This is a genomic window from Stenotrophomonas maltophilia complex sp. Om-AH-Sm3, assembly GCF_059337855.1.
Genome location: NZ_JBYBLQ010000001.1, coordinates 328,137 through 348,305, shown reverse-complemented (window position 1 = coordinate 348,305; position 20,169 = coordinate 328,137). Strand labels below are relative to the sequence as shown.

18 protein-coding genes are annotated in these 20,169 nt (G+C 67.4%); 3 read left to right on the top strand and 15 right to left on the bottom strand.

Going from position 1 to position 20,169, the window contains the following annotated elements:
* Positions 1-21: 21 nt before the first annotated feature.
* From AC10QF_RS01645 to AC10QF_RS01580, 14 genes are all read right to left on the bottom strand, one after another.
* A complete protein-coding gene (locus AC10QF_RS01645) occupies positions 22-1,422 on the bottom strand; it encodes an aspartate aminotransferase family protein (RefSeq protein WP_061479537.1) in 1,401 nt (466 codons plus the stop codon).
* Between the two features lie 64 nt (positions 1,423-1,486).
* Positions 1,487-2,203, bottom strand: a complete 717-nt coding sequence (locus tag AC10QF_RS01640; RefSeq protein ID WP_494541620.1) for an MtnX-like HAD-IB family phosphatase — start codon at positions 2,201-2,203, stop codon at positions 1,487-1,489.
* 174 nt (positions 2,204-2,377) lie between these two features.
* Entirely contained in the window at positions 2,378-3,580 is a 1,203-nt protein-coding gene (locus AC10QF_RS01635; RefSeq protein WP_494541619.1) for a DegT/DnrJ/EryC1/StrS family aminotransferase, read from the bottom strand.
* A gap of 10 nt (positions 3,581-3,590) precedes the next feature.
* Positions 3,591-3,989 carry a DMT family transporter gene (locus AC10QF_RS01630; RefSeq protein ID WP_494541618.1) on the bottom strand — a complete coding sequence of 133 codons (399 nt, stop codon included), beginning with the start codon at positions 3,987-3,989 and terminating at the stop codon, positions 3,591-3,593.
* Positions 3,986-4,345 (bottom strand): EamA family transporter, encoded by a 360-nt coding sequence (locus AC10QF_RS01625; protein WP_021202495.1) that lies wholly within the window; start codon positions 4,343-4,345, stop codon positions 3,986-3,988. The genes AC10QF_RS01630 and AC10QF_RS01625 overlap by 4 nt, the downstream gene beginning before the upstream one ends.
* A gap of 1 nt (position 4,346) precedes the next feature.
* Complete coding sequence (locus tag AC10QF_RS01620; protein ID WP_005415777.1) at positions 4,347-5,183, bottom strand: alpha/beta hydrolase; 837 nt, start codon at positions 5,181-5,183, stop codon at positions 4,347-4,349.
* Positions 5,184-5,263: 80 nt separating this feature from the next.
* Positions 5,264-6,643: a sensor histidine kinase gene (locus tag AC10QF_RS01615; protein WP_095377801.1), complete on the bottom strand. Its 1,380-nt coding sequence runs from the start codon at positions 6,641-6,643 to the stop codon at positions 5,264-5,266.
* Positions 6,640-7,323, bottom strand: a complete 684-nt coding sequence (locus AC10QF_RS01610) for a response regulator (RefSeq protein ID WP_008265770.1) — start codon at positions 7,321-7,323, stop codon at positions 6,640-6,642. Before AC10QF_RS01610 ends, AC10QF_RS01615 begins: the two co-directional genes overlap by 4 nt.
* A gap of 133 nt (positions 7,324-7,456) precedes the next feature.
* Complete coding sequence (locus AC10QF_RS01605; protein WP_494541617.1) at positions 7,457-8,587, bottom strand: metallophosphoesterase; 1,131 nt, start codon at positions 8,585-8,587, stop codon at positions 7,457-7,459.
* A gap of 116 nt (positions 8,588-8,703) precedes the next feature.
* Positions 8,704-10,911, bottom strand: a complete 2,208-nt coding sequence (locus AC10QF_RS01600) for a TonB-dependent siderophore receptor (RefSeq protein ID WP_494541616.1) — start codon at positions 10,909-10,911, stop codon at positions 8,704-8,706.
* 17 nt (positions 10,912-10,928) lie between these two features.
* Positions 10,929-11,228 (bottom strand): DUF3325 domain-containing protein, encoded by a 300-nt coding sequence (locus tag AC10QF_RS01595; protein WP_134730283.1) that lies wholly within the window; start codon positions 11,226-11,228, stop codon positions 10,929-10,931.
* Positions 11,225-12,814, bottom strand: a complete 1,590-nt coding sequence (locus AC10QF_RS01590; RefSeq protein ID WP_494541615.1) for a PepSY-associated TM helix domain-containing protein — start codon at positions 12,812-12,814, stop codon at positions 11,225-11,227. The genes AC10QF_RS01595 and AC10QF_RS01590 overlap by 4 nt, the downstream gene beginning before the upstream one ends.
* Positions 12,811-13,146: a DUF3649 domain-containing protein gene (locus tag AC10QF_RS01585; protein ID WP_494541614.1), complete on the bottom strand. Its 336-nt coding sequence runs from the start codon at positions 13,144-13,146 to the stop codon at positions 12,811-12,813. Before AC10QF_RS01585 ends, AC10QF_RS01590 begins: the two co-directional genes overlap by 4 nt.
* Before the next feature lie 91 nt (positions 13,147-13,237).
* Positions 13,238-13,666 (bottom strand): winged helix-turn-helix transcriptional regulator, encoded by a 429-nt coding sequence (locus tag AC10QF_RS01580; protein ID WP_069139141.1) that lies wholly within the window; start codon positions 13,664-13,666, stop codon positions 13,238-13,240.
* 78 nt (positions 13,667-13,744) lie between these two features.
* Here AC10QF_RS01580 and AC10QF_RS01575 point away from each other — a divergent pair, with 78 nt between their 5' ends.
* Complete coding sequence (locus AC10QF_RS01575) at positions 13,745-14,950, top strand: MFS transporter (RefSeq protein ID WP_494541613.1); 1,206 nt, start codon at positions 13,745-13,747, stop codon at positions 14,948-14,950.
* A gap of 112 nt (positions 14,951-15,062) precedes the next feature.
* On the opposite strand, the gene AC10QF_RS01570 is transcribed toward AC10QF_RS01575, so the two are convergent.
* A complete protein-coding gene (locus AC10QF_RS01570; protein WP_494541612.1) occupies positions 15,063-16,478 on the bottom strand; it encodes a GGDEF domain-containing protein in 1,416 nt (471 codons plus the stop codon).
* A 286-nt stretch (positions 16,479-16,764) separates the two neighbouring features.
* On the opposite strand from AC10QF_RS01570, the gene AC10QF_RS01565 reads away from it, so the two are divergent.
* Both AC10QF_RS01565 and AC10QF_RS01560 read left to right on the top strand, forming a co-directional pair.
* On the top strand, positions 16,765-19,014 hold the full coding sequence (locus AC10QF_RS01565) for a TonB-dependent siderophore receptor (protein WP_494541611.1): 2,250 nt from the start codon (positions 16,765-16,767) through the stop codon (positions 19,012-19,014).
* 143 nt (positions 19,015-19,157) lie between these two features.
* On the top strand, positions 19,158-20,138 hold the full coding sequence (locus AC10QF_RS01560) for a cation diffusion facilitator family transporter (RefSeq protein ID WP_069140084.1): 981 nt from the start codon (positions 19,158-19,160) through the stop codon (positions 20,136-20,138).
* Positions 20,139-20,169 lie beyond the last annotated feature (31 nt).

The window sequence follows — 20,169 nt, the reverse complement described above, 5'->3', positions numbered from 1 at the left end:
GGAACCGGCAGCGCATCGACCTCAGCCCTTGGCCTTGGTCAGCGCCTGGTCGAGCAGGGTGATCGCCAGGTCGATTTCTTCGTAGCTGATGTCCAGCGACGGCGCGAAGGTGATCACGTTCTTGTACCAGCCACCCACGTCGAGCACGAGGCCCATGCGCTTGCCGTCGTGCAGCAGGTCACCGGCCAGGCCGATGTCGACCATGCGGTCCAGCAGCTCCTTGTTCGGGGTGTAGCCGTCGGCCTGGCAGATTTCCGCACGCAGCGCCAGGCCCAGGCCGTCGACGTCGCCGATTTCCGGGTGGCGCTTCTGCAGGCCGCGCAGGCCGTCGAGGAAGTACGCGCCCTTTTCCGGCACGGTGCGCTCGTAATCCATTTCCTTGCCCAGCTTCAGCACTTCCAGGCCCAGGCGGGTGCCCAGTGGGTTGGAATTGAAGGTGGAGTGGGTGGAGCCCGGCGGGAACACGGTCGGGTTGATCAGCTCTTCGCGCGCCCACAGGCCCGACAGCGGGTTCAGGCCGTTGGTCAGCGCCTTGCCGAACACCAGCACGTCCGGGGTCACGCCGAAGTGCTCGATCGACCACAGCTTGCCGGTGCGCCAGAAGCCCATCTGGATTTCATCGACGACCATCAGGATGCCGTACTTGTCCAGCACGCGCTTGAGGCCGGTGAAGAAGTTGCGCGGCGGGATGACGTAGCCACCGGTGCCCTGGATCGGCTCGACGTAGAACGCGGCGTACTCGGCCTGGCCGACCTTGGGATCCCACACGCCGTTGTACTCGCTTTCGAACAGGCGCTCGAACTGCCACACGCAGTGGTCGGAGTACTCGTCCGGAGTCATGCCCTTCGGGCGACGGAAGGGGTACGGGAACGGGATGAACATCGCGCGCTCGCCGAAGTGGCCGTAGCGGCGGCGGTAGCGGTAGCTGGAGGTGATCGAAGACGCACCCAGGGTGCGGCCGTGGTAGCCGCCCTCGAAGGCGAACATCAGGCTCTTGCCGCCGCGCGCGTTGCGCACGATCTTCAGCGAGTCTTCAATGGCCTGCGCACCGCCAACGTTGAAGTGCACGCGGCCGTCGAGGCCGAACTTCTCGTGCATGTCCACGGCAATGGTCTTGGCCAGCTGCACGCGGGTCGGGTGCAGGTACTGGCTGGCGACCTGCGGCAGGGTGTCGATCTGGTCCTTCAGTGCATCGTTCAGGCGCTTGTTGCTGTAGCCGAAGTTGCACGCCGAGTACCACATCTGCAGGTCGAGGTAGGGCACGCCCGCGCCGTCGAACATGTAGCTGCCTTCGCCGCGCTGGAAGATCTTCGGCGGATCGACGTAGTGGACGGTATCGCCGAAGGAGCTGTAGCGGGCTTCGTCGGCCAGCAGCTGCGCATCGGAGGCAGCGGCGGCGGCGTTCTTGTCAAAAATGTTCATGCAGTTCGGTTCCGTGAAGGACGTTCGAAAGGGGTAACAGGGGAGCGCGCCTGGAAGGGAGTGCTCAGGCGGTGGCCAGCAGCAGGGGCAGTGCGGCGGGCTGCGGGCTGGCGTCGAGACGACGTGGCTGCAGCAGGCTGCCATCGAGCAAGCGCGGCAGCAGTGCGATTGCATCGTGGAAGGTGTCGATGGCGGCATGCTCGATGCCGGCATGGGTGCAATGGGTGATCAGGCGGCGCTTGGCGAACACGAAGTCGGCATCTTCGGATACACAGAAATCCGAACTGCCGTCGCCGATCATCAGCACGCGCGGTGCTTCGTTGGCGCGCGCCTGTGCGGCGCAGGTGCATTTGCAGGTGCCACTGCGGCAGCCTTCGGCCTGGTAGGGCGATTCCAGTTCCCAGTGGTCATCGCACCAGCGCAGGTGGTTGGCCACCACCGGCAGCTGCGCCAGGCCGTGGTTGGCGAGAATGCGATGGATCGCATAGTCCAGGCCGTCGCTGACGATGCGCAGTGGCAGGCCCAGCTGCTTGGTGCGAGCGACGAAGGCGACGAAACCTGGATCGATCTGCACCTGGTCCAGATGGGCATCAAGCGTGGCCGGATCCAGTTCCAGCAGCCGCACCTGGCCCTGCATGCATTCACGCGAGCCGATCTTTCCCGCCTTCCACTGTTCTTCCAGTTCCTGCCAGCCCGGCTGGCCGTACTTTTCCAGCAGCGAGTCGATGACATCTTCGAGGCTGATGGTGCCGTCGAAGTCACACAGGATGCTCCAGTGCATGGGCAGGTCCGTCGATGAGAAAGGCGTCCGGCACATTGCCGGGGCAGGCTCAATGTAGGCAGGCCGCCTTTCTCGTTCCTTTCCTGTTGAAAGGCGCTTTTGACAGGCTGGGGAAGCGTTCAGGAAAGTACATGGATGAATGCGCGGAGCGCAGGCCACGGGCGCACGTGCGGGTCAGGCGCGGGCCAGGACCTGCAGTATTTCGTCCGTCTCCTCACGGGTCTGCCAGGCGCTGTTGCCAAGGGTGAGCATGCGTGCGGCGAAGTCACGTGCATTGGGCACGTCCTCCTGCGGCACGATGCCACGCAGGTAGGCGTAGTCGGGCAGGGCATGGATGAACATGCGGCTGGCACCGAGGCCGCGCGGCCACAGGTCGTCCAGCGCGGCATCGCGCGCGCGCTGGCTGGGCAGCAGCAGCATCAGCATCGGCCAGGTGCCGCCGCTACCGGCCAGGCCATCGACCACCTCCACCGCTGGCAGTTGTGCCAGCTGCACGCGCAGCTGCAGTGCGCGCAGGCGCCCGGCCTGCAGGAACGCCGGCAATCGCCGCGCGGCATGGGCACCGATGTTCTGTCGCCATCGACTGACCCGGTGCTGCGGTATGTCCAGCGGGAAAATGTCACCGACCGCGTCTTCCAGATCGCCACGCTGCAGTGCGCTGCGCAGCGGATTGCCGTACACCAGCGACAGCAGCGAGGGGCGATAGCAGGCGGCAAGGCCAAGCAGCTGCACACTGCGAAGCAGCTCCCAGCGCAGGTTGAAGCGCACCTGTTCGGCGGCATGCTCGGCCAGTTCGGCGCGCAGTTCGTCATCGCGGCTGACCAGCAGGCCGCCTTCGTGCAGGCTCAGCCCCTTGCCGGCGGCCAGGCTGAAGAATCCGATGTCGCCACGCAGGCCGACACTGCTGTTGCCCACCCGTGCGCCCAGCGCCTGTGCGGCATCTTCGATGACCCAGGCGCCGGCGCTGTGGGCGATGTCGCAGGCCCGTTCGACATCGGCGATGCGACCGCCGAGGTGGGTCGGCAGGATGGCCAACGTACGCGCATCGGCCAACCGTTCGAGCTGGCCGGGATCGAAGTCGAAGTGGCCGCGCCGGGTATCGCACAGCTGCACGCGCAGGCCGAGGCTGTGCACCGCGATCGGCACCAGCGGGCAGGTGTAGGCCGGCATGATCACCGTGTCGCGCCTGGGCGCGCGCTTGCGCAGGGTGCGCAGGGCGATCAGCAGCGCGTGCGTGCCGGAACAGGTCAGCTGCAGCGGCGGTGTGCCCAGCTGGTTGGCCAGGATCCCGCGCAGGTCACCGCCACCGGGAAGGAAATCGGTGGCCTGCATCGGCAGGCCGGCGGTCGGTGGCAGTTCGCGCGCGAACAGGCTCATCGCAACGCGCTCACGAAGCGTTTTCGGTGGGACTGTGCGGGTCGTCCGCTTCCGCGCGGGCGAGGCAGACGATGCCGGCCACGATCAGCACCGCACCGACCAGGTGGTGCAGGGTGAGCGGCTCTTTCAGCAGCCACGCCGAGAGCAGCAGTACGCTGATCACCTCCAGGTGCGAGGCCGCGAATGCGGGGCCGATCGGCGCATGCCGCAGCAGGCTCATCCAGGTGAAGAACGCGCCGACGTAGCCGAGGATGGCGCCGTACACCCAGGGCTGCGACAGCACGCGCAGCAGCCAGGCGGTGTTGGCCTCGACCGGCAGGGCCGCCTCACCGGCGTACTTGAAGCACAGCTGGGCCAGGGTGTCGAAGGCCATCAGCAGCGGAAAACCGATCACATACAGGCGCCTCATGAGCCGGCCCCCACCACCGCCACGCCTGCTGTGACCAGCAGCATCCCGGTCACCCGCAATGGCGTGAGCTTCTCGCGGAACAGGATGCGGCCGGCGATCATCAGCGCCACGATGTTGATCGAGCCCAGCAGCACGCCCTTGGACAGCGGAACCAGTGACAGGAAGGCGATCCAGGCGACGAACTCAAGCACGTAACAGGCGATGCCGATCCACAGCCAGGGGCGGCTGAGCATGTGCTTCCAGCGCTGCAGTCCCTCGCCCTCCTGCGGGTCGCTGGCGGCGGCCTTGAAGGCGAGCTGGCCACCGGTATCGAGCACGACATTGGCCAGCCACAGCAGCGTGGCAAGTGCCCCCATCTCAGGCCACCGCCTTGAGGACGCCGCTGCGTTCACCGATCCCGGTGAAGAAGCGCGCGCTGCGGCGGATCACCTCGCGGCGTTCGCGGTCGATCGTGATCATGTGGTAGCTGTCCTCCAGCACCACCAGTTCCTTCGGGCCACTGACCCGCGACATCACCAGTTCGGCATTGCCCATGCTGGCCACGTCGTCTTCGCGGGCGTGCATCACCAGGCACGGGGCGGTGACCTGGTGCAGGTGGCGGCGGGTCCAGTTGCTCAGCGCACGCATCTCGGCCAGCGCGTGCCAGGGATTGCCCGGAAGGCCTGCCGCCGCGCTGTCGCCGGACAGCATGGCGGCGCTGACCTGCGCACGCAGGCGCTCGTCGCGCAGGCCGTACGGCGGTTCTTCCATGAACATGCGGTCGCGGCCGATGTTGAAGCGCTTGAACCACGGCAGCAGGAACGAGAGGCGGGCGACAGCGGGTATGTTCCAGCCGTCGTAGCGGAACGTGGCGCCATACACGCCGACGCCGGACACCCAGTCCGGTCGTCGAGCAGCAAGTGCCAGCGACAGCACCGCGCCCATCGACAGGCCACCGACGAACAGCTGGTCGACCTTGCCGCGCAGGCTTGCCGCCGCATCTTCCACGCCCTGGTACCACTGTTCCCAGGTGGTCGCCAGCAGGTCATCCACGGTGCCACAATGGCCGGGCAGCTGCACGCCGTGTACGGTGAAGCCGGCGTTGTTCAGCCCTTTGCCCAGCATGCGCATTTCCGCCGGGGTACCGGTCAGGCCGTGAACCAGCAGCACGCCCTGCGGGCCACCGGGGAGGAAGAAGTCGTGCGAGTCGGTCACCTGGCGGCTCCGGGACGGCAGTGGGGAGGGTCAGGATCGCAACCGCGATTTTCGCCAGCCTTTCAGCGCCCCGGTCCGGGTCAGGGGGCCTTCAGCAGCGGCAGTGTGATGGCGACCTTGAGTCCGCCGCCGGGGCGGTTGAGGAAGGTCAGGCGCCCGCCGAAGTGCTCCACCGCCTCGTGGGCGATGGCCAGGCCCAGGCCGGTGCCGCTGGCGGTGGTGCCGGGGGCGCGGAAGAAGCGCTCACCCAGCCGCGGCATCACGTCCTCGGGTACGCCGGGCCCGTTGTCCTCCACGTACAGTTCGACGTCATTGTCATCCAGCGCGTGCACGCCGACGGTGACGGTCGCATCGCGGCCGGCATAGCGCAGCGCATTGTCGATCAGGTTGTCCAGTGCTTCCTGCAGCTGGGCACCGTTGCCGAGCACGCGCAGCGGCTGGGGGCTGCCGCGGTAACCCAGATCGATGCCATCGCGGATCGCTTCAGGCACGCGTGTACCGACCCACTGCGGCACCCGTTCGCACAGGTCCAGTACCTCCACCGTCTCCGGCACGGTCTGGGCCCGGCTCAGCGCCAGCAGCTGGGTGCTGACCCGCGCGGTGCGCTGGTTGAGCCGGCGGATGTGCTGCAGTGCCTCGCGCACCGTGTCCGGGTCGCCATGCGCCAGTGCCTGGTCCACGTGCAGGGCCATGCCGGCCAACGGCGAGCGAAGCTGGTGCGCAGCGTCGGCGATGAACCGGTTCTGCAGGGTGATCATTTCCGCCTGGCGGGCAAACAGATCGTCGATGGTGCTGATCAGTGGCTGGATTTCCTCCGGCACGTCGGCGTCGGAGATCGGCGCCAGTTCGCCGCGGCGCTGCGCGAGGCGGGTCCTCAGCGGGGTCAGGATGCGCAGGCCATGGGTCACCCCGAACCAGACCAGCGCGGCAGTGCCCAGCGCCAGCATGGTCATCAGCGGGATGATGATCATCAGGATCTCGCGCGCGCGCTGGCGTCGTTCGGCCATGCTTTCGGCCACGGTCACCGCCAGTTGGTCCTGCGGATCGTTCATCGCACGCGTGCAGACGGTGGCCATGCGCACCGGCTGGCCGTTGAGAATGCCATCGTACAGGGTGGGGTCCACGCCGGTGCATTCCTGCGAAGGCGCGTAGGCACTGAAATCCGCATTGCCGCTGAGTGTCCCCTGGCGGCTGCTGTCCACGTTGAAATAGCGATGGCCGTCGGGCTCGTACTCGATCAGGAAGCGCGCCTGCGGAGACAGGTCGCTGGTCACCGGCATGGTGCTCAGCATCTGTGCGAACGAGTGCGTGTCGTCGATCAGGTTGCGGTCGTGGATGCGGTTGGAATAGTCCAGCGCAACGTAATAGGCCAGGATCGTATTGAAGGTGAGCAGGCCAAGCATCGGCAACGCCAGGAAGGCGAGCAGGCGCCGTCGCAGGCTGGGGGGGCCGCTGATCACGGGGCGCTGTCGTCCTGTGCGTCTTCCAGCATGTAGCCCAGCCCACGCACGGTGCGGATGCCCATGCCGCCCGGCTGCAGCTTGCGGCGCAGGCGGTGCAGGGCGATGTCCAGGCCGTTGTCGGTCAGGTCCTGGCCCCAGTCGCACAGCGCTTCCACCAGCTGCGCGCGTGACACGATGCGCTCTGCACGCACCGCCAGCGCCGACAGCAGCCCGAACTCGCGTGCGGTCAGTTCAAGTGATTGGTCGTCGATCCATACGCGGTGCCCGGCCAGGTCCAGGCGCAAGCGGCCGATGCGCAGGTCCGGATTGCCATTGCTGGTGACCCGGCGCAGCTGTGCACGCACGCGGGCTTCGAATTCGTCCAGTGCGAACGGCTTGACCAGGTAGTCGTCGGCACCGAGGTCGAGCACGCGCACCCGCTCGGCCAGGCCGTCACGCGCGGTCACCACCAGCACCGCCAGGCCATCGCCACGCTGGCGCAGTCGTTGCAGCACGTCGCGGCCATCCAGTTGCGGCAGCCCCAGGTCCAGCACCAGCAGTGCGTACTGGGTCGAGCCCAGTGCTGCATCGGCGTGCGCACCGTTGTCGACGTGGTCGACCACGTGCCCCTGCCGGCGCAGCGAGGCGCACAGGCCGGAGGCGATGTCCGGGTCGTCTTCAGCAATCAGAACGCGCATGCGCGGGGGCTCCTGTAACGGTCAGGCCCACCGGCTGGGCGGGGTGGGCCTCTCGGCTGCCGAAGGGTAGCCGCAAACCGGGTGAAGGTGGAGCGCGCCGGCACCTCCCGGCGCCGTCACGCTGTCCCTCCATTCAGTCCTGCAGCCCCGGCTCACCCCGCGCCAGCGGCAACCGGGAGCCATCCAGCAGGCCACGGCTGAGCTTGCCCTCCTCGATGAACAGCAGTTCGCCGTTCTCGCCGTTCTTGATGCTGCTGTCGATGGCGATCACGCGGTCGCCGTGGAAGCTGCTGACGTGTGGCATCGAGGTATGGCCGACCACGATGCGCTTGAGCTGCAGGCGGTCGAGCACGGCCTGCACACCCGCGGTGTCGAGGCGGCCATCGAAATAGCCGCGGTACCAGATCGGGCTGGTCTTGCCGCCATACAGCGGTGCGGTGGCCGGGTCGGCCTTCACTTCGGCCCTGGGCAGGCCCAGCGAGGCCTGATAGGCCGCGTTGGTGCGTGCCGGGTCCAGCGCTAGCTGCACCGCCTCGGGCGAGATGCCGCCGTGCAGGAACAGGGTATCGCCGATCTTCAGCAGCACCGGTCGGGTGCGCAGCCACTGCCCGATCACCGAGTCGGCGCCATACAGCTGCGGGTAGCTGCGGCCCAGCAGCTGGGCGCTGCGCAGGTACTTCGGGTTGACGTAGCGCAGGTCGTCATACAGCACCATGGTTTCGTGGTTGCCGAGCACGAAGTGCACGGCGCCACCGGCGGCGGCCGCCTGCTGCTGCAGGCCGTAGAGCAGCCAGAACGCCTCGGTCACCTGCGGGCCGCGGTCGAACACGTCGCCGGCGATGACCAGCGTGTCCTTGCCCAGCGCCCAGCGATCCTGCGCGTCGATCACGTGATGGGCACGCAGCAGGCGCACCAGCAGCCCATACTGGCCGTGGATGTCGGACAGCGCGACGATGCGCGGTGTGGCCGGCAGCACCGAGACCGAGGCTGCATTCGGCGCAGCCACATGCACGGTGTGTTCGTAGCCGCAGCGCGGTGCGATATCGGTCCCTGTTGCCCCGGAGGCAAGCGTGCGCGATTCGACCTTGTCCGCGCAGATCCATTTCGCCTTCAGCTGCTTGCCGTCGCGGAACACGTACGGGCCATCGGCCTGTACATGGTCAGCAGGCGCGGCGACCTCGCGGGCCTGCGTGGCTCCAGCGGCACAGGCCAGCAGGGCCAGCGGCAGCAGGCGGGCAAGGCGGAACAGGGCGCGATGCGGCATGGGATGTTTCCTTGGCGGGCAATGAAGAGGCAGGCCCGAAGGCCCGCCCTTGATGCTACGCCGTCGCTGCGCCAGCCGCATTGCCGTTCCGGTCGGTCCGGCATGCGGCCGTCGGCTCAGAACTTCGCGCGCAGGTTGAACAGCACGCGGCGCGGTTCGCCCCAATAGCCGGAGTTGAAGAAGCCGACGTTTCGGTAGTAGACCTTGTCAAACAGGTTGGTGACCGTCACGCCCACGCTCAGGTTGTCGTTGATGCGGTAGCGGCCCATCAGATCGAACAGCACGTAGCCGCCCTGGCTCATCCGACCGGTGGCCGTGACCGGCGCACCGCTGGCGGTGAAGCGGCCGGTGGGAATGGGCTGCATCTGGTAGATCTCGCTCTGCACGCTGACACCGCCGCCCAGCGTCCACTGGCCATGGGTCCAGGTGGTATTGAAGCGGGCCAGGTGCATCGGGCTGGTGCTGGCGAAGCGGCTGCCATCGGGGTTGCTGCTGTAGCTGTAGGTGTAGCCGCCGGTCATGCTCCAGTGGTCGTTGATCGAACCGGAGACTTCGAACTCACCGCCCTGGGTGGTAATGCCACGGCTGGCGATGTACGGCGAACTGCCATCGGGCAGCTTGATCTCGCCACCGTTCGGGTCCAGCTCGGCCACGTTGTCCTGCTTCATGTAGAAGCCGTTCAACGCCGCGTACAGGCGGCCGCCGAAGAAGTCGGCCTTCAGGCCGTACTCGTAGTTGCCACCGGTGGTGGGGGCCAGCAGCTGGTTGTTGATGTCGCGCCGCGCGGTGGCCTGGAACACGTCCGAATAGCTGGCAAAGGCGGTGATGGTGCTGCTCAGATCATACAGCACGCCCACGTATGGGGTCAGCTCATGGGCGGTGGTGCGCGCGCTGCGGCTGGTGAACACGCCGTCGGTGTTGTAGTTGTCGGTGGTGGTGCGGTAATCGGAATAGCGCGCGCCGGCGATGATCTTCAGCGGATCGATCGGGTTCAGGCGCACGGCGGCGTAGTAGCCGGTCTCGGTGGTGTTCACCGTGCTGGACGGGATGCCGTAGTTGTACGTGGTCGGCTTGCCGATGTTGCCGTCCCAGCTGAAGATGCTGGGGAAGGCGGCCACGTTGTACGGGCGCGAGGTGATGCCGGCGCGGATGGTGTCCAGGTCACGGTCGTAGTGGTTGATGCCCACCACCAGCTCGTGCGAACGGCCGATCAGCTGGAACGGACCGGACGCGTACAGGTCGAAGGCATCCTCGCGGGTTTCCGACACCGAATAGGTATCGGCAATGCGCAGGCCCAGACCGGTGACCGGGTCGGCCCAGTTGCCGGTGTTGGAGCCGGCCAGCAGCAGCGAATCGGTATCGGTGGCGCGGTGGTTGTACGCCAGGCGGCCACTCCAGCCGGCGCCGAACTGCTGTTCCAGGGTGGCGAAGTAGTTGGTGCTTTCGCGGTTCCACTCGTTCCAGCGCGCTGCGGCGCTGTAGGAACGCGGCATGTGCGCGCGGCTGCCATCGCGGAAGTACAGCGGCGAGGCGCTCCAGGCGCCGCCATCGGAACCGGTCTTCAGGTAATCGATGCCAGCACGCAGGCGGGTGCTGTCGGTCAGGTCGGCTTCGATCACCCCGTACAGGCTGGGCGACTTGTCATGCTGGAAACGTACCCAGCTTTCCTTGTCGGTGTAGGCGCCGACGAAACGCCCGCGTACGCGGCCACTCTTGCTGAGCGGGCCGGACACATCCACTTCGGCACGCTTGTAATCCCACGAACCGGCGCTGAGGCTGGTGCTGGCCTGGAAGGTTTCGGTCGGGCGCTTGCGCACCATGTTCACCGTGGCCGACGGGTTACCCGAGCCGGTGACCAGGCCGCTGGCACCGCGCACCACTTCAATGCGCTCGTAGATGGAGGTGTCGCTGAGGATCGAGTTGCCGCCGGCACCGGTGGTGTAGTTGGTGGGAATGCCATCGAACATGAAGTTGTTGATGGCAAAGCCGCGCGCATTGAACAGCGTGCGGTTGCTGTCATACGACTGGATGGTCACGCCGGGCGTCTGCTGCAGCACCTCGGAGATCGTGATGAGGTTGAAATCCTCGATGCGCTGGCGGGTGAACACGGTCAGCGACTGCGGGGTCTCGCGCAGGGTCAGCGGCAGCTTGGTGGCGGTGTTGGTGCCATAGACCTGGTAGCCCTCGGTGCGCTGGGTCACCATCACCCGGTCCAGTTCGGTGGTGGTCGGCGCACTGTCCTGGGCAAATACCGGCGCGGCGGCGCAGGCGAGCGACAAGGCGAGGGCGTTCCGGCGCAGGGCGCCAGAGTGCGTGTGCTTCATGCAATGACCTTTCTAGTTCAGGAACGGGAAGACGGGCGTGGCGCCGGCTTGGCCGGGCTGCGGAAACTGAGCCAGAGCACCATGGCCCCGGCGCCTGCGGCGAGCACGCCACACCAGCCCACGAAGCCCTGGGCAACGCCCCAAGCCGCGATGCTCGGTGCCAGGCTGGCCGCCAGCGCGGCCGCGCCCAGCAGGCGCAGCAGGCGGCGGCGCGGCGCGGCGGGGGCATGACCGGTGACGTCGCGATGGTGGCGTTCCATCGCCAACGCCAGACATACGAAGCCGACGGTCGCCAGCAGCAGGGCGAGCGCGCTCATGCGCTGGCCTCGGCAGCCGGGGCGGCGCGTGCGGCACGTGGCTTGCGTTGCGCCGGCACGAAACGATGCACCTTGCGCGCTGCCCACAACAGGCTGGCGCCGATCAGCAGCAGGCCGATGTCGATGCCGGCCCGGGCGCCATCACCGTTGGCCAGCGCAGTGACCGCGCCCCCCTGCCAGGCCGCCAGGTTGTACAGCGGCAGGCCCAGCGCCAACACGCCGGCCAATGCCAGTTGTTCCACCCAGCCGCGACGGGCCGGACGGAATAGCGCGTGCAGCAGGCAGGCCGCCCACGCGTAGAAGAACACCTTCACTTCGGCATCGCTGCGGTTGGCCAGCTCCACCGGCAGCAGGCGGTTGCCCCACAGGAAGGCCAGCATGGCGACCGGCAGGCCGCTGACGAAGCCGATGTTCAGGCGTTCCACGATGCGGAAACCCAGATGCGGACGCGCGGGGTCGGGCAACTGGGTGCGGCGCTTCACCGTCCACAACACCAGCCCGGTGGCGACCATCAGCGTGCCGGCCACGCCGGACAGGAAGAACAGGCAGCGCATCGTGGTGGGCGCGAAACGTGCCGCGTGTAGTCCGATCATGCCGTCGCGGGTGACCACGGCGGCCGAGCGCGGCGGGGCAGCATCGAGCAGTTCGCCGCGCGCGTCGAAGGTGAGGGTGTCGTTGGCCCCGGCAATCTGGTCGGCCTGCTGGCGGCGCACGGCAATGCGCATCGACGCATCGCCTGGCTGGTCGATCTGCAGCGACGCGGCATGGCCACCGCCCCACTGCAATTCCGCACGGCGCAGGACCTGGGCCAGTGCGGGCGGCGCAGCGGCTACGCCACTGGGTTCGACCTTTTCCGCGCGCGGGAACAGTTCGGCGAAGAACGCATCGCGTCCACCGGGGTAGTTCGCGTCCACCGCCCACGGCATGTACAGCGTCATCAGGGTGATCAGGCCGGTGTAGGTGATCATCAGGTGGAACGGCAGCGACAGCACCGCCAGCGCGTTGTGGCCGTCCAGCCAGGTGCGTTGGCCCTTGCCGCGGCGGAAGGTGAAGAAGTCGGTGAAGATCTTCTTGTGGGTGATGACCCCGCTGATGATCGCCACCAGCATCAGCATGGAACAGGCACTGATGAACCAGCGCGCCCACAACACCGGTACGTAGTGCAGATCGAAATGCAGGCGATAGAAGAAGTTGCCACCGCGTGTCTCGCGCACCTGCACCGGGGTGCCGTTGGCATCCAGGGTGGCTTGGTTGGGATTGCGCTGGCCACGCCGGCGTTCCTTTTCGCCCTTCGCCTGCCAACTGACGGTGGTGGCACTGCTGCGCGAATCGGGCAGTTCGATGCTCCAGCGCTGCGCGTCCGGTGCAGTGTGGGCCAGGAACTGCTGGGCTTGGGTGACGGCGGTCGTGGCCTCGGCGGGCAGGCCGATTTCCGGCTGCATCCAGCGGGTCAGTTCTTCCTTCCAGTACGATGCGGTACCGGCAATGAAAATCAGGAACAGCACCCAGCCGACCACCAGGCCCGACCAGGTGTGCAGCACCGATTGCGATTGGCGGATGCCGCCCAGGTTGTCGGCGCTGCTCATGCGTAGTTCCCGCGCAGCAGCCAGGCGATCAGTGCAGCGAGGGCGCCCGCGGCCAGCAGGCCCACAGCGGCACGCAGGGTGCTGCGCGCGGCGTAGGCCCAGATGGCGGCCAGTGCGTAGACCACGAACGCGGCCATGGTCGCCACCAGGGTGGCATCGGCCTTGGCGCCCGGCAGCAGACGCGCCAGTGCGGCGGCCCAGCAGGCAGCCACGGCGTAACCGCCCAGCAGCGCCAGCAGCCCGCGCGCCCACAGCAGGCCATGACCGTTACCGCGCGCCACGCGCTTGGCCGGCGCAGCGCCGGCAGCAGAAGGAGAGGTAGGAGCGGGCATCGCCGATGTCAATGAGAACCGTGTGCAATTGCAATTGAATGCTATTTGACACCGGTGACCCTGTCGAGTCCCCCATTCGGGGGGGCGCCGTTTACAGCTTGCGCACCACGGTAGCGTGCGCCGGCAGTGGCTGTCCGTGGGTGTCCAGCGGTTGCATGTAGGGCACGGTTGAGCCGTTGTCACGCTGGACCAGGGAAGAGTGGGCTTCGCCAGCGCCGAAGCGATGGCGTTCGCCCCACTGGCGCAGCGCGACCAGCAGCGGGAACAGCTCCTGGCCGGCGGCGGTGAGCACGTATTGCTGGTAGGCCGAACCATCGGAGGCCGGCTGCAGCTGCAGGATGCCCGCCTCGACCAGCCGGCGCAGGCGGTCGCTGAGGATGTTGCGCGCGGCGCCGAGGCTGCGCTGGAAGTCGCCGAAGCGGGTGATGCCATCGAAAGCATCGCGGATCACCAGCAACGCCCAGCGGTCACCGAGCAGGTCGGCGCTGCGGGCGACGGGGCAGGGGCTGTCGGCGTGCATGGCAGGTTCCGCAGAAGGTGGTTGCAGTTTAAAACCAATGCCGCTAGCCTGCATCAAGTTTCAAATTGCAACTACATGATGAGCCTCGCCCCGACACCCCGCTCCCTGCTGGTCCTGCTCGCGGTCGCCGCCGGCGCCAGCGTCGCCAACGTCTACTACGCGCAGCCGCTGCTGGACCAGCTCGCGCGCGCCTTCGCGCTGGACCGGGCGGTGGCGGGTGCGGTGGTGTCTGCCACCCAGGCCGGCAGCGTGCTGGCGCTGCTGGGCCTGCTGCCGCTGGCCGATCGTGGTGACCGTCGACGCCTGCTGCGGTTGCAGTTGGTGGCACTGGTGCTGGCGTTGCTGTGGCTTGCCGCGGCACGCACGGCAGTCTGGTTGTTGTCGGGCATGCTGCTGGCCGGTTTGCTGGGCACGGCGCTGACCCAAGGACTGATCGCCTACACAGCCACGCTGGCACCGCCCGAGCAGCGGGGGCGCGTGGTGGGCGCCGTGCAGGGTGGGGTGTTCATCGGCCTGCTGCTCGCGCGTGTGCTATCGGGGGCAATCGCGTCTGCGCTGGGCTGGCGCGCGGTCTATCTGCTGTCGGCGATGGTGATGGTGGCCTTGGCGGCGCTGTTGTGGCAGCGCCTGCCCGCCGTGCCGGTGCCGGTGGTTCCCCCGCGCTGGCGCGAACTGCTGGATTCGATGCTGGGCATGCTGCGCAACGACCGGACCCTGCGTGAGCGCGGTCCGTTGGCGCTGTTGCTGTTTGCCGGGCTCAATGTGTTCTGGGCGGCGGTACCGCTGCCGCTGTCGGCTCCGCCGTTGCACTGGTCGACCGCGGCCATCGGTGCACTGGGCCTGGCGGGCGTGGTAGGGGCGCTGCTGGCGGCGCGGGTCGGGCATTGGATGGATCGCGGCTTCACGCATCGGGTCAGCGTCGGCGCGTTGATGTTGATGCTGGTTGCCTGGTGGCCACTGCTGGGCTTGCCGCGTTCGCTGGTGCTGTTGTTGCTGGGCGTGGTGGTTCTGGATCTGGGCGGACAGGCGCTCCACGTCGCCAATCAGGCCCTGCTGCTGCGTGCACCGGCGGAACAGCACGGTCGCCTGGTGGCGCTGTACATGTTGTTCTATGCGATGGGCAGCGGTGCCGGTGCGGCGGCCGGAACCTGGATGCAGGCCCGTCACGGCTGGCTGGCGGTGTGCCTGCTGGGCGCGGGCATCGCCTTGCTGGCGCTGCTGTGGTGGGCGGCAGCGCTCAAGGTATCGGCGGGCGCACGAACCGGTAGCGTCGGCTGCCGGTAGAGTCGACCGCTGGTCGACTGCTCTTCCTTTGGACCCGGGAAACCCCGCGCTGCGCGCGATAGTCGACTAGCAGTCGACGCTACCATCGCCGGGATTCTTCATTTCCGCCGGTTCAGCGCTGCAATGCACGCCGCCCCGGCGCGTCCTGCAACGCATCGCTGGCCACCACCACACGGTTGCGGCCGCCGCGCTTGGCCGCGTACATCGCGGCATCGGCGCGCGACATCAGGCGTTCGTAGTCGGGGTGCCCGTCGTGGCCGGCTACGCCGATGCTGGCGGTCAGTTCCAGCACCTGCCCGTTGGCCAGCACCACCGGCGACCGCGCAATCTGCCGCCGCAGGCTTTCGGCAATCACCTCAGCCTGCGATTCGCTGGCTGCGACCAGCACCACCACGAACTCTTCGCCGCCGTAGCGGAACAGGTAGTCACTGCCGCGCGTGAGCTGGCCGAGCAGGCCGGCCACATGCTGCAACGCGCGGTCGCCGGCATCGTGGCCGTGGCCGTCGTTGATCGCCTTGAAGTGATCCAGGTCGAGCAGCAGCAGCGAGAACGGCGTGCGATTGCGCGTGGCCAGCTCGATCTCCCTGCGCAGCACGGTAGGCAGGAAGCGGCGGTTGAGCAGGTTGGTCAGGGCATCGCTGCCGGCATCCAGTTCACCGATGCGTTCGAACAACAGCGTCATCAGGGTACGGATGGCGGCCAGGTCCTCGCGAATGGCCGGCAGCACCGCCAGTCGTTGCGCCGGGGTGTCACTGCTTGCCCGCTGCAGGTTGCCGTCGATGCGGGCCATCAGCTGGCCGACCTGCTGGGTTTCGCTGCTCTCGCCGAAGCTGGGGATGCCCTTGTGGGTGAACCACAGGCCGAATTCCGAGGTCGCCAGGCTGGCGCTTTCGCCGACCTGCACGTGGCCGGCGAGTGCGTAGAGCAGGGCGTTTTCCCAGTCCAGCAGCAGTGCACGCTGGCGCTCGCGTTCGGTGCTGACATTCTGCACCAGCGAAAACAGCCGGTAGGCAGCATCGGCCCGGGTGGAGCGCTCGCGCGCATGGGTGTAGGCCAGGGTCATGCCTTCCATGGCGATGTCCATGATCGCGCTGAGGCAGTCGATGGCGGCGAACGCGGTGGCGCTGTCGGGGGCGTCGTCGCGCAGGCGCACGAACAGTTCGTGCTTGAGCACGCGTGCGCCGCGGGTGACCAGGTCGACCGGAATACCGACCCGTGCATGCACATCACCGATCACCCGTTGCGAGGCAACGGTGCCGGCAATGCCGTCGGCATCGGTGGTCAGCAGCTGCATCAGCCAGCGCTGCATGGCCGGCTGCAGGCGCTGCTTGACCTGGTCATGGGACAGGAAGCGGCGTGCACGCGCGTCCTGCAGCAGCACTTCGTAGAAGCGTTGGGCCAGCGCCGGTGGTGCATCGGCGGCGGCATCGCGCAGCAGCGCGGTGGCGGCCGGCCCGGCCTGCTGCAGGCAGTGCTGCCAGGCCTCGGCCAGCGGCTGGCTGGCATCGTCCAGTTGAGGTGGTTCCACGTCGATCTCTGACTGCGTACGCCAAACCACGGGTATCGGCCGTGGTGGCGTGCGGTTGATGGCGGGTAAGCCGGCCAGTTTAAGCGCGATGCAGGGTTGCACGGTGCGCAAAGCACATCGGCGCCACTGCGGCAATGAGTGAACGCATTTGAGAATCACTCGCATTGATGGGAGAATGCGCGCACGGATCGGGCCGCAGGCGACTGCAGCGACGCTCCGCCTCCCCCTCGTCGTTGCCTCAAGCCCTTTGCCAGAGGCCCCGTTGCCCTGCCAGAAGGTCCAGATCATGTCTCCTGCCGTTGTCCTTTCGCCGCGCCCGCTGGCGCTTGCCGTTGCCGCCCTGCTGGCGGGCAGCGCCCTGACCGCCCAGGCTGAAACCGACGCCACCGATATCGACACGGTGCATGTCACCGCCTCGCAGATTGCCCGCCAGGCGTTGGGTACCTCGACCATCACCGCCGAGGACATCGCCAAGCGCCCGCCGGCCAACGACATCGCCGAACTGCTGCGCACCATGCCGGGCGTCAACCTCACCGGCAACAGCGCCTCGGGCCAGTACGGCAACAACCGCCAGATCGACCTGCGTGGCATGGGCCCGGAGAACACCCTGATCCTGGTCGACGGCAAGCGCATCGGTGCGCGTGATGCCGTGCGCATGGGCCGCAGCGGTGAGCGCAATACCCGCGGTGACACCAACTGGGTGCCAGCGGAAATGATCGAGCGCATCGAAGTACTGCGCGGCCCGGCGGCGGCGCGCTATGGCTCCGGTGCGTCCGGCGGCGTGGTCAACATCATCACCAAGCGCCCGACCGGCGACCTGACCGGTGCGGTCGACCTGTATGGCCTGGTGCCCGAGCACAGTGCCGAAGGTGGCAGCGAGCGTGTCGGCCTGCAGTTGAGTGGGCCGATGACCGACACCCTGTCGTTCCGCCTGTACGGCAACCTCAACAAGACCGACGCCGACTCACTGGACCTCAACCGCCAGTACGCCACCAACCCAAACGCAGTGCCGCCAGCTGGCCGCGAGGGCGTCAAGAACCGCGACGTCAACGCGCTGCTGCGCTGGGACGTGACCGCCAACCAGGTGGTGGAGTTCGAAGCCGGCACCAGCCGCCAGGGCAACATCTATGCCGGTGACCGCGCGGTCAGCACCACCGGTACCTCGACCGGTGTCGACCTGGCGGCACTGGCCGAAGGCCAAGCGGAAACCAACCGCATGTACCGCAACACCGGCGCGATCACCCATCGCGGTCGCTGGGGCGACGTGACCTCGCGGGTGACCGCCGCGGTGGAAGCGGTGAACAACTCGCGCATCAACGAAGGCCTGGCCGGTGGCCCGGAAGGCAGCTTCAACGGCACCGACTGGTCGACCTCGCGCCTGCGCAACTACCAGCTGGATGGCGAAGTGAGTTTCCCGACCACGCTGGGCGGCGCCGAGAACATCTGGACGCTGGGCTTTGAATACCTGGACAGCCGCCTGACCGACCCGTATTCGATGAGCCAGTCCAGCAGCAGCGGCGGCGGCATCCCGGGGCTGTCGGCCGATCGCGGGCGCGGCAAGGCCGATGCGCAGACCACCGCGGTGTTCGTGGAAGACAACATCTACCTGGGCGAGCGCTGGATCGTTACCCCGGGCCTGCGCTTCGACCACCACAGCCAGTTCGGCAACAACACCAGCCCCAGCCTCAACGCGCAGTTCCGGATCAACAGCGACTGGGTGGTGAAGGGCGGCATTGCCCGCGCGTTCAAGGCGCCGAACCTGTACCAGTCGAATCCGGACTATCTCTACTACACCCGCGGCAACGGCTGCCCCAATGCGCTGCCGAGCCTGGGCGCCGGTTGCTACATGCGCGGCAACGCGGACCTGAAGGCGGAAACCAGCCTGAACAAGGAACTGGGCATCGAGTGGGCACCGCAGAGCGGCTGGCAGGCGTCGTTGACCTACTTCCACAACGACTACAAGGACAAGATCCAGGCCGGCTACACCCAGATCGGGCTGACCGCCGACACCAAGGGCCGCATCTTCCGCTGGGAGAACGCGCCGAAGGCGATCGTGCAGGGGCTGGAAGGCAACCTGGTCATTCCGCTGCTGGGCGAGCAGGGCAACCGCCTGAAGTGGAGCAACAACTTCACCTACATGGTGGAAAACGAGAACAAGACCACGCGCCAGCCGCTGTCGGTGATTCCGAAGTACACGATCAACACCATGCTGGACTGGCAGGCCACCGACAGGCTGTCGCTGCTGCTGACCGGCACGTTCTACGGCAAGCAGGAACCGGCCACCACCAACATCAACAATGATCCGCGCTGCACCGGCAGCTGCGATCCCTCGATCGCGCTGCAGGACCGGGGTGCCTACAACATCTGGGGCGTGAGCGCCCGCTACAGGGTGACCGAGACGGTCAGCTTCGGCTTCGGCGTCAACAACCTGGCCGACAAGCGCCTGTTCCGCGAGGCCAACAGCAGCGATGCCGGCGCGGCGACCTACAACGAGCCCGGCCGCGCCTACTGGGCCAGCCTGCGCTTCGGGTTCTGAGCATACGCAAGTGCGAATCCGCCGTGGCCGCCGGGTCCTGCCCGGCGGCACCGGTGCTGCAAGCCCGCAATGTTATAAACACCGTAATAGTCTCCCCCGCCAGCACGGCGTAGCCTGCACCGCATCGCAAAGGAGCTGTTGCCATGGGCCACGACCACGATCACCTGCCGTCCCAGATCCGCCACGAGAAACCCTTGTGGTGGGCGCTCGGCCTGACCTCCACCTTCCTCGTCGTCGAGGTGGTGGGCGCGTTCTGGACCAACAGCCTGGCGCTGCTGTCCGACGCGGCACACATGGCCACCGACGCGCTGGCGCTGATGATCGCGCTGGTTGCGGTGCGGCTGAGCCGGCGCCCACCCGATGCGCGCCGCACCTACGGCTATGCACGGCTGGAGGCGCTTGGCGCGATGATCAACGGTGCCATGCTGTTCGTGGTCGCCGCCTACATCCTGTGGGAGGCGGTCGGCCGTTTCCGCCAGCCGCAGGAGATCGCCTCCTCCGGCATGCTGGTGATCGCGGCTGCGGGCCTGGTCATCAACCTGATCTCGATGCGCCTGCTGCAGGCGGGCAGTGGCGAGAGCCTCAACGTGAAGGGCGCCTACCTGGAAGTATGGGCCGACATGCTCGGCTCGGTGGCAGTGATTGCGGGCGCATTGTTGATCAAGTGGACCGGATGGAAACCGATCGACCCGATCCTGGCCGTGCTGATCGGCCTGTGGGTGCTGCCGCGTACCTACGTGCTGATGCGTGAGGCGATCAACGTACTGCTGGAAGGCGTGCCCAAGGGCATGGACGTGGCCAGGGTGCGCGACAGCCTGTCCGGCCACGTCGCAGTCCTGGACGTGCATGACCTGCACGTGTGGGCGCTGGCTTCCAGCACGCCGGCGCTGACCGCGCACATTGTGATGCGCGACGGCACCGACGCCGATGCGTTGCGCCGCGAGCTGGGCGGTCGCCTGCATGATGACTTCGGTATCGAGCACGTGACGCTGCAGATCGAGGCGGACCACTGCGGCGAAGCCTGTGGCGAACCGGCGCCGGCCAACGGCGGCGGACACAAGGGCCATGAGGGCCACGACCACGGCGAGGACGCGCAGGGCCATCGTGGCCACGTGCATCGTTGATCGACGATTGACGCGCGCGCCGGGAGATGGC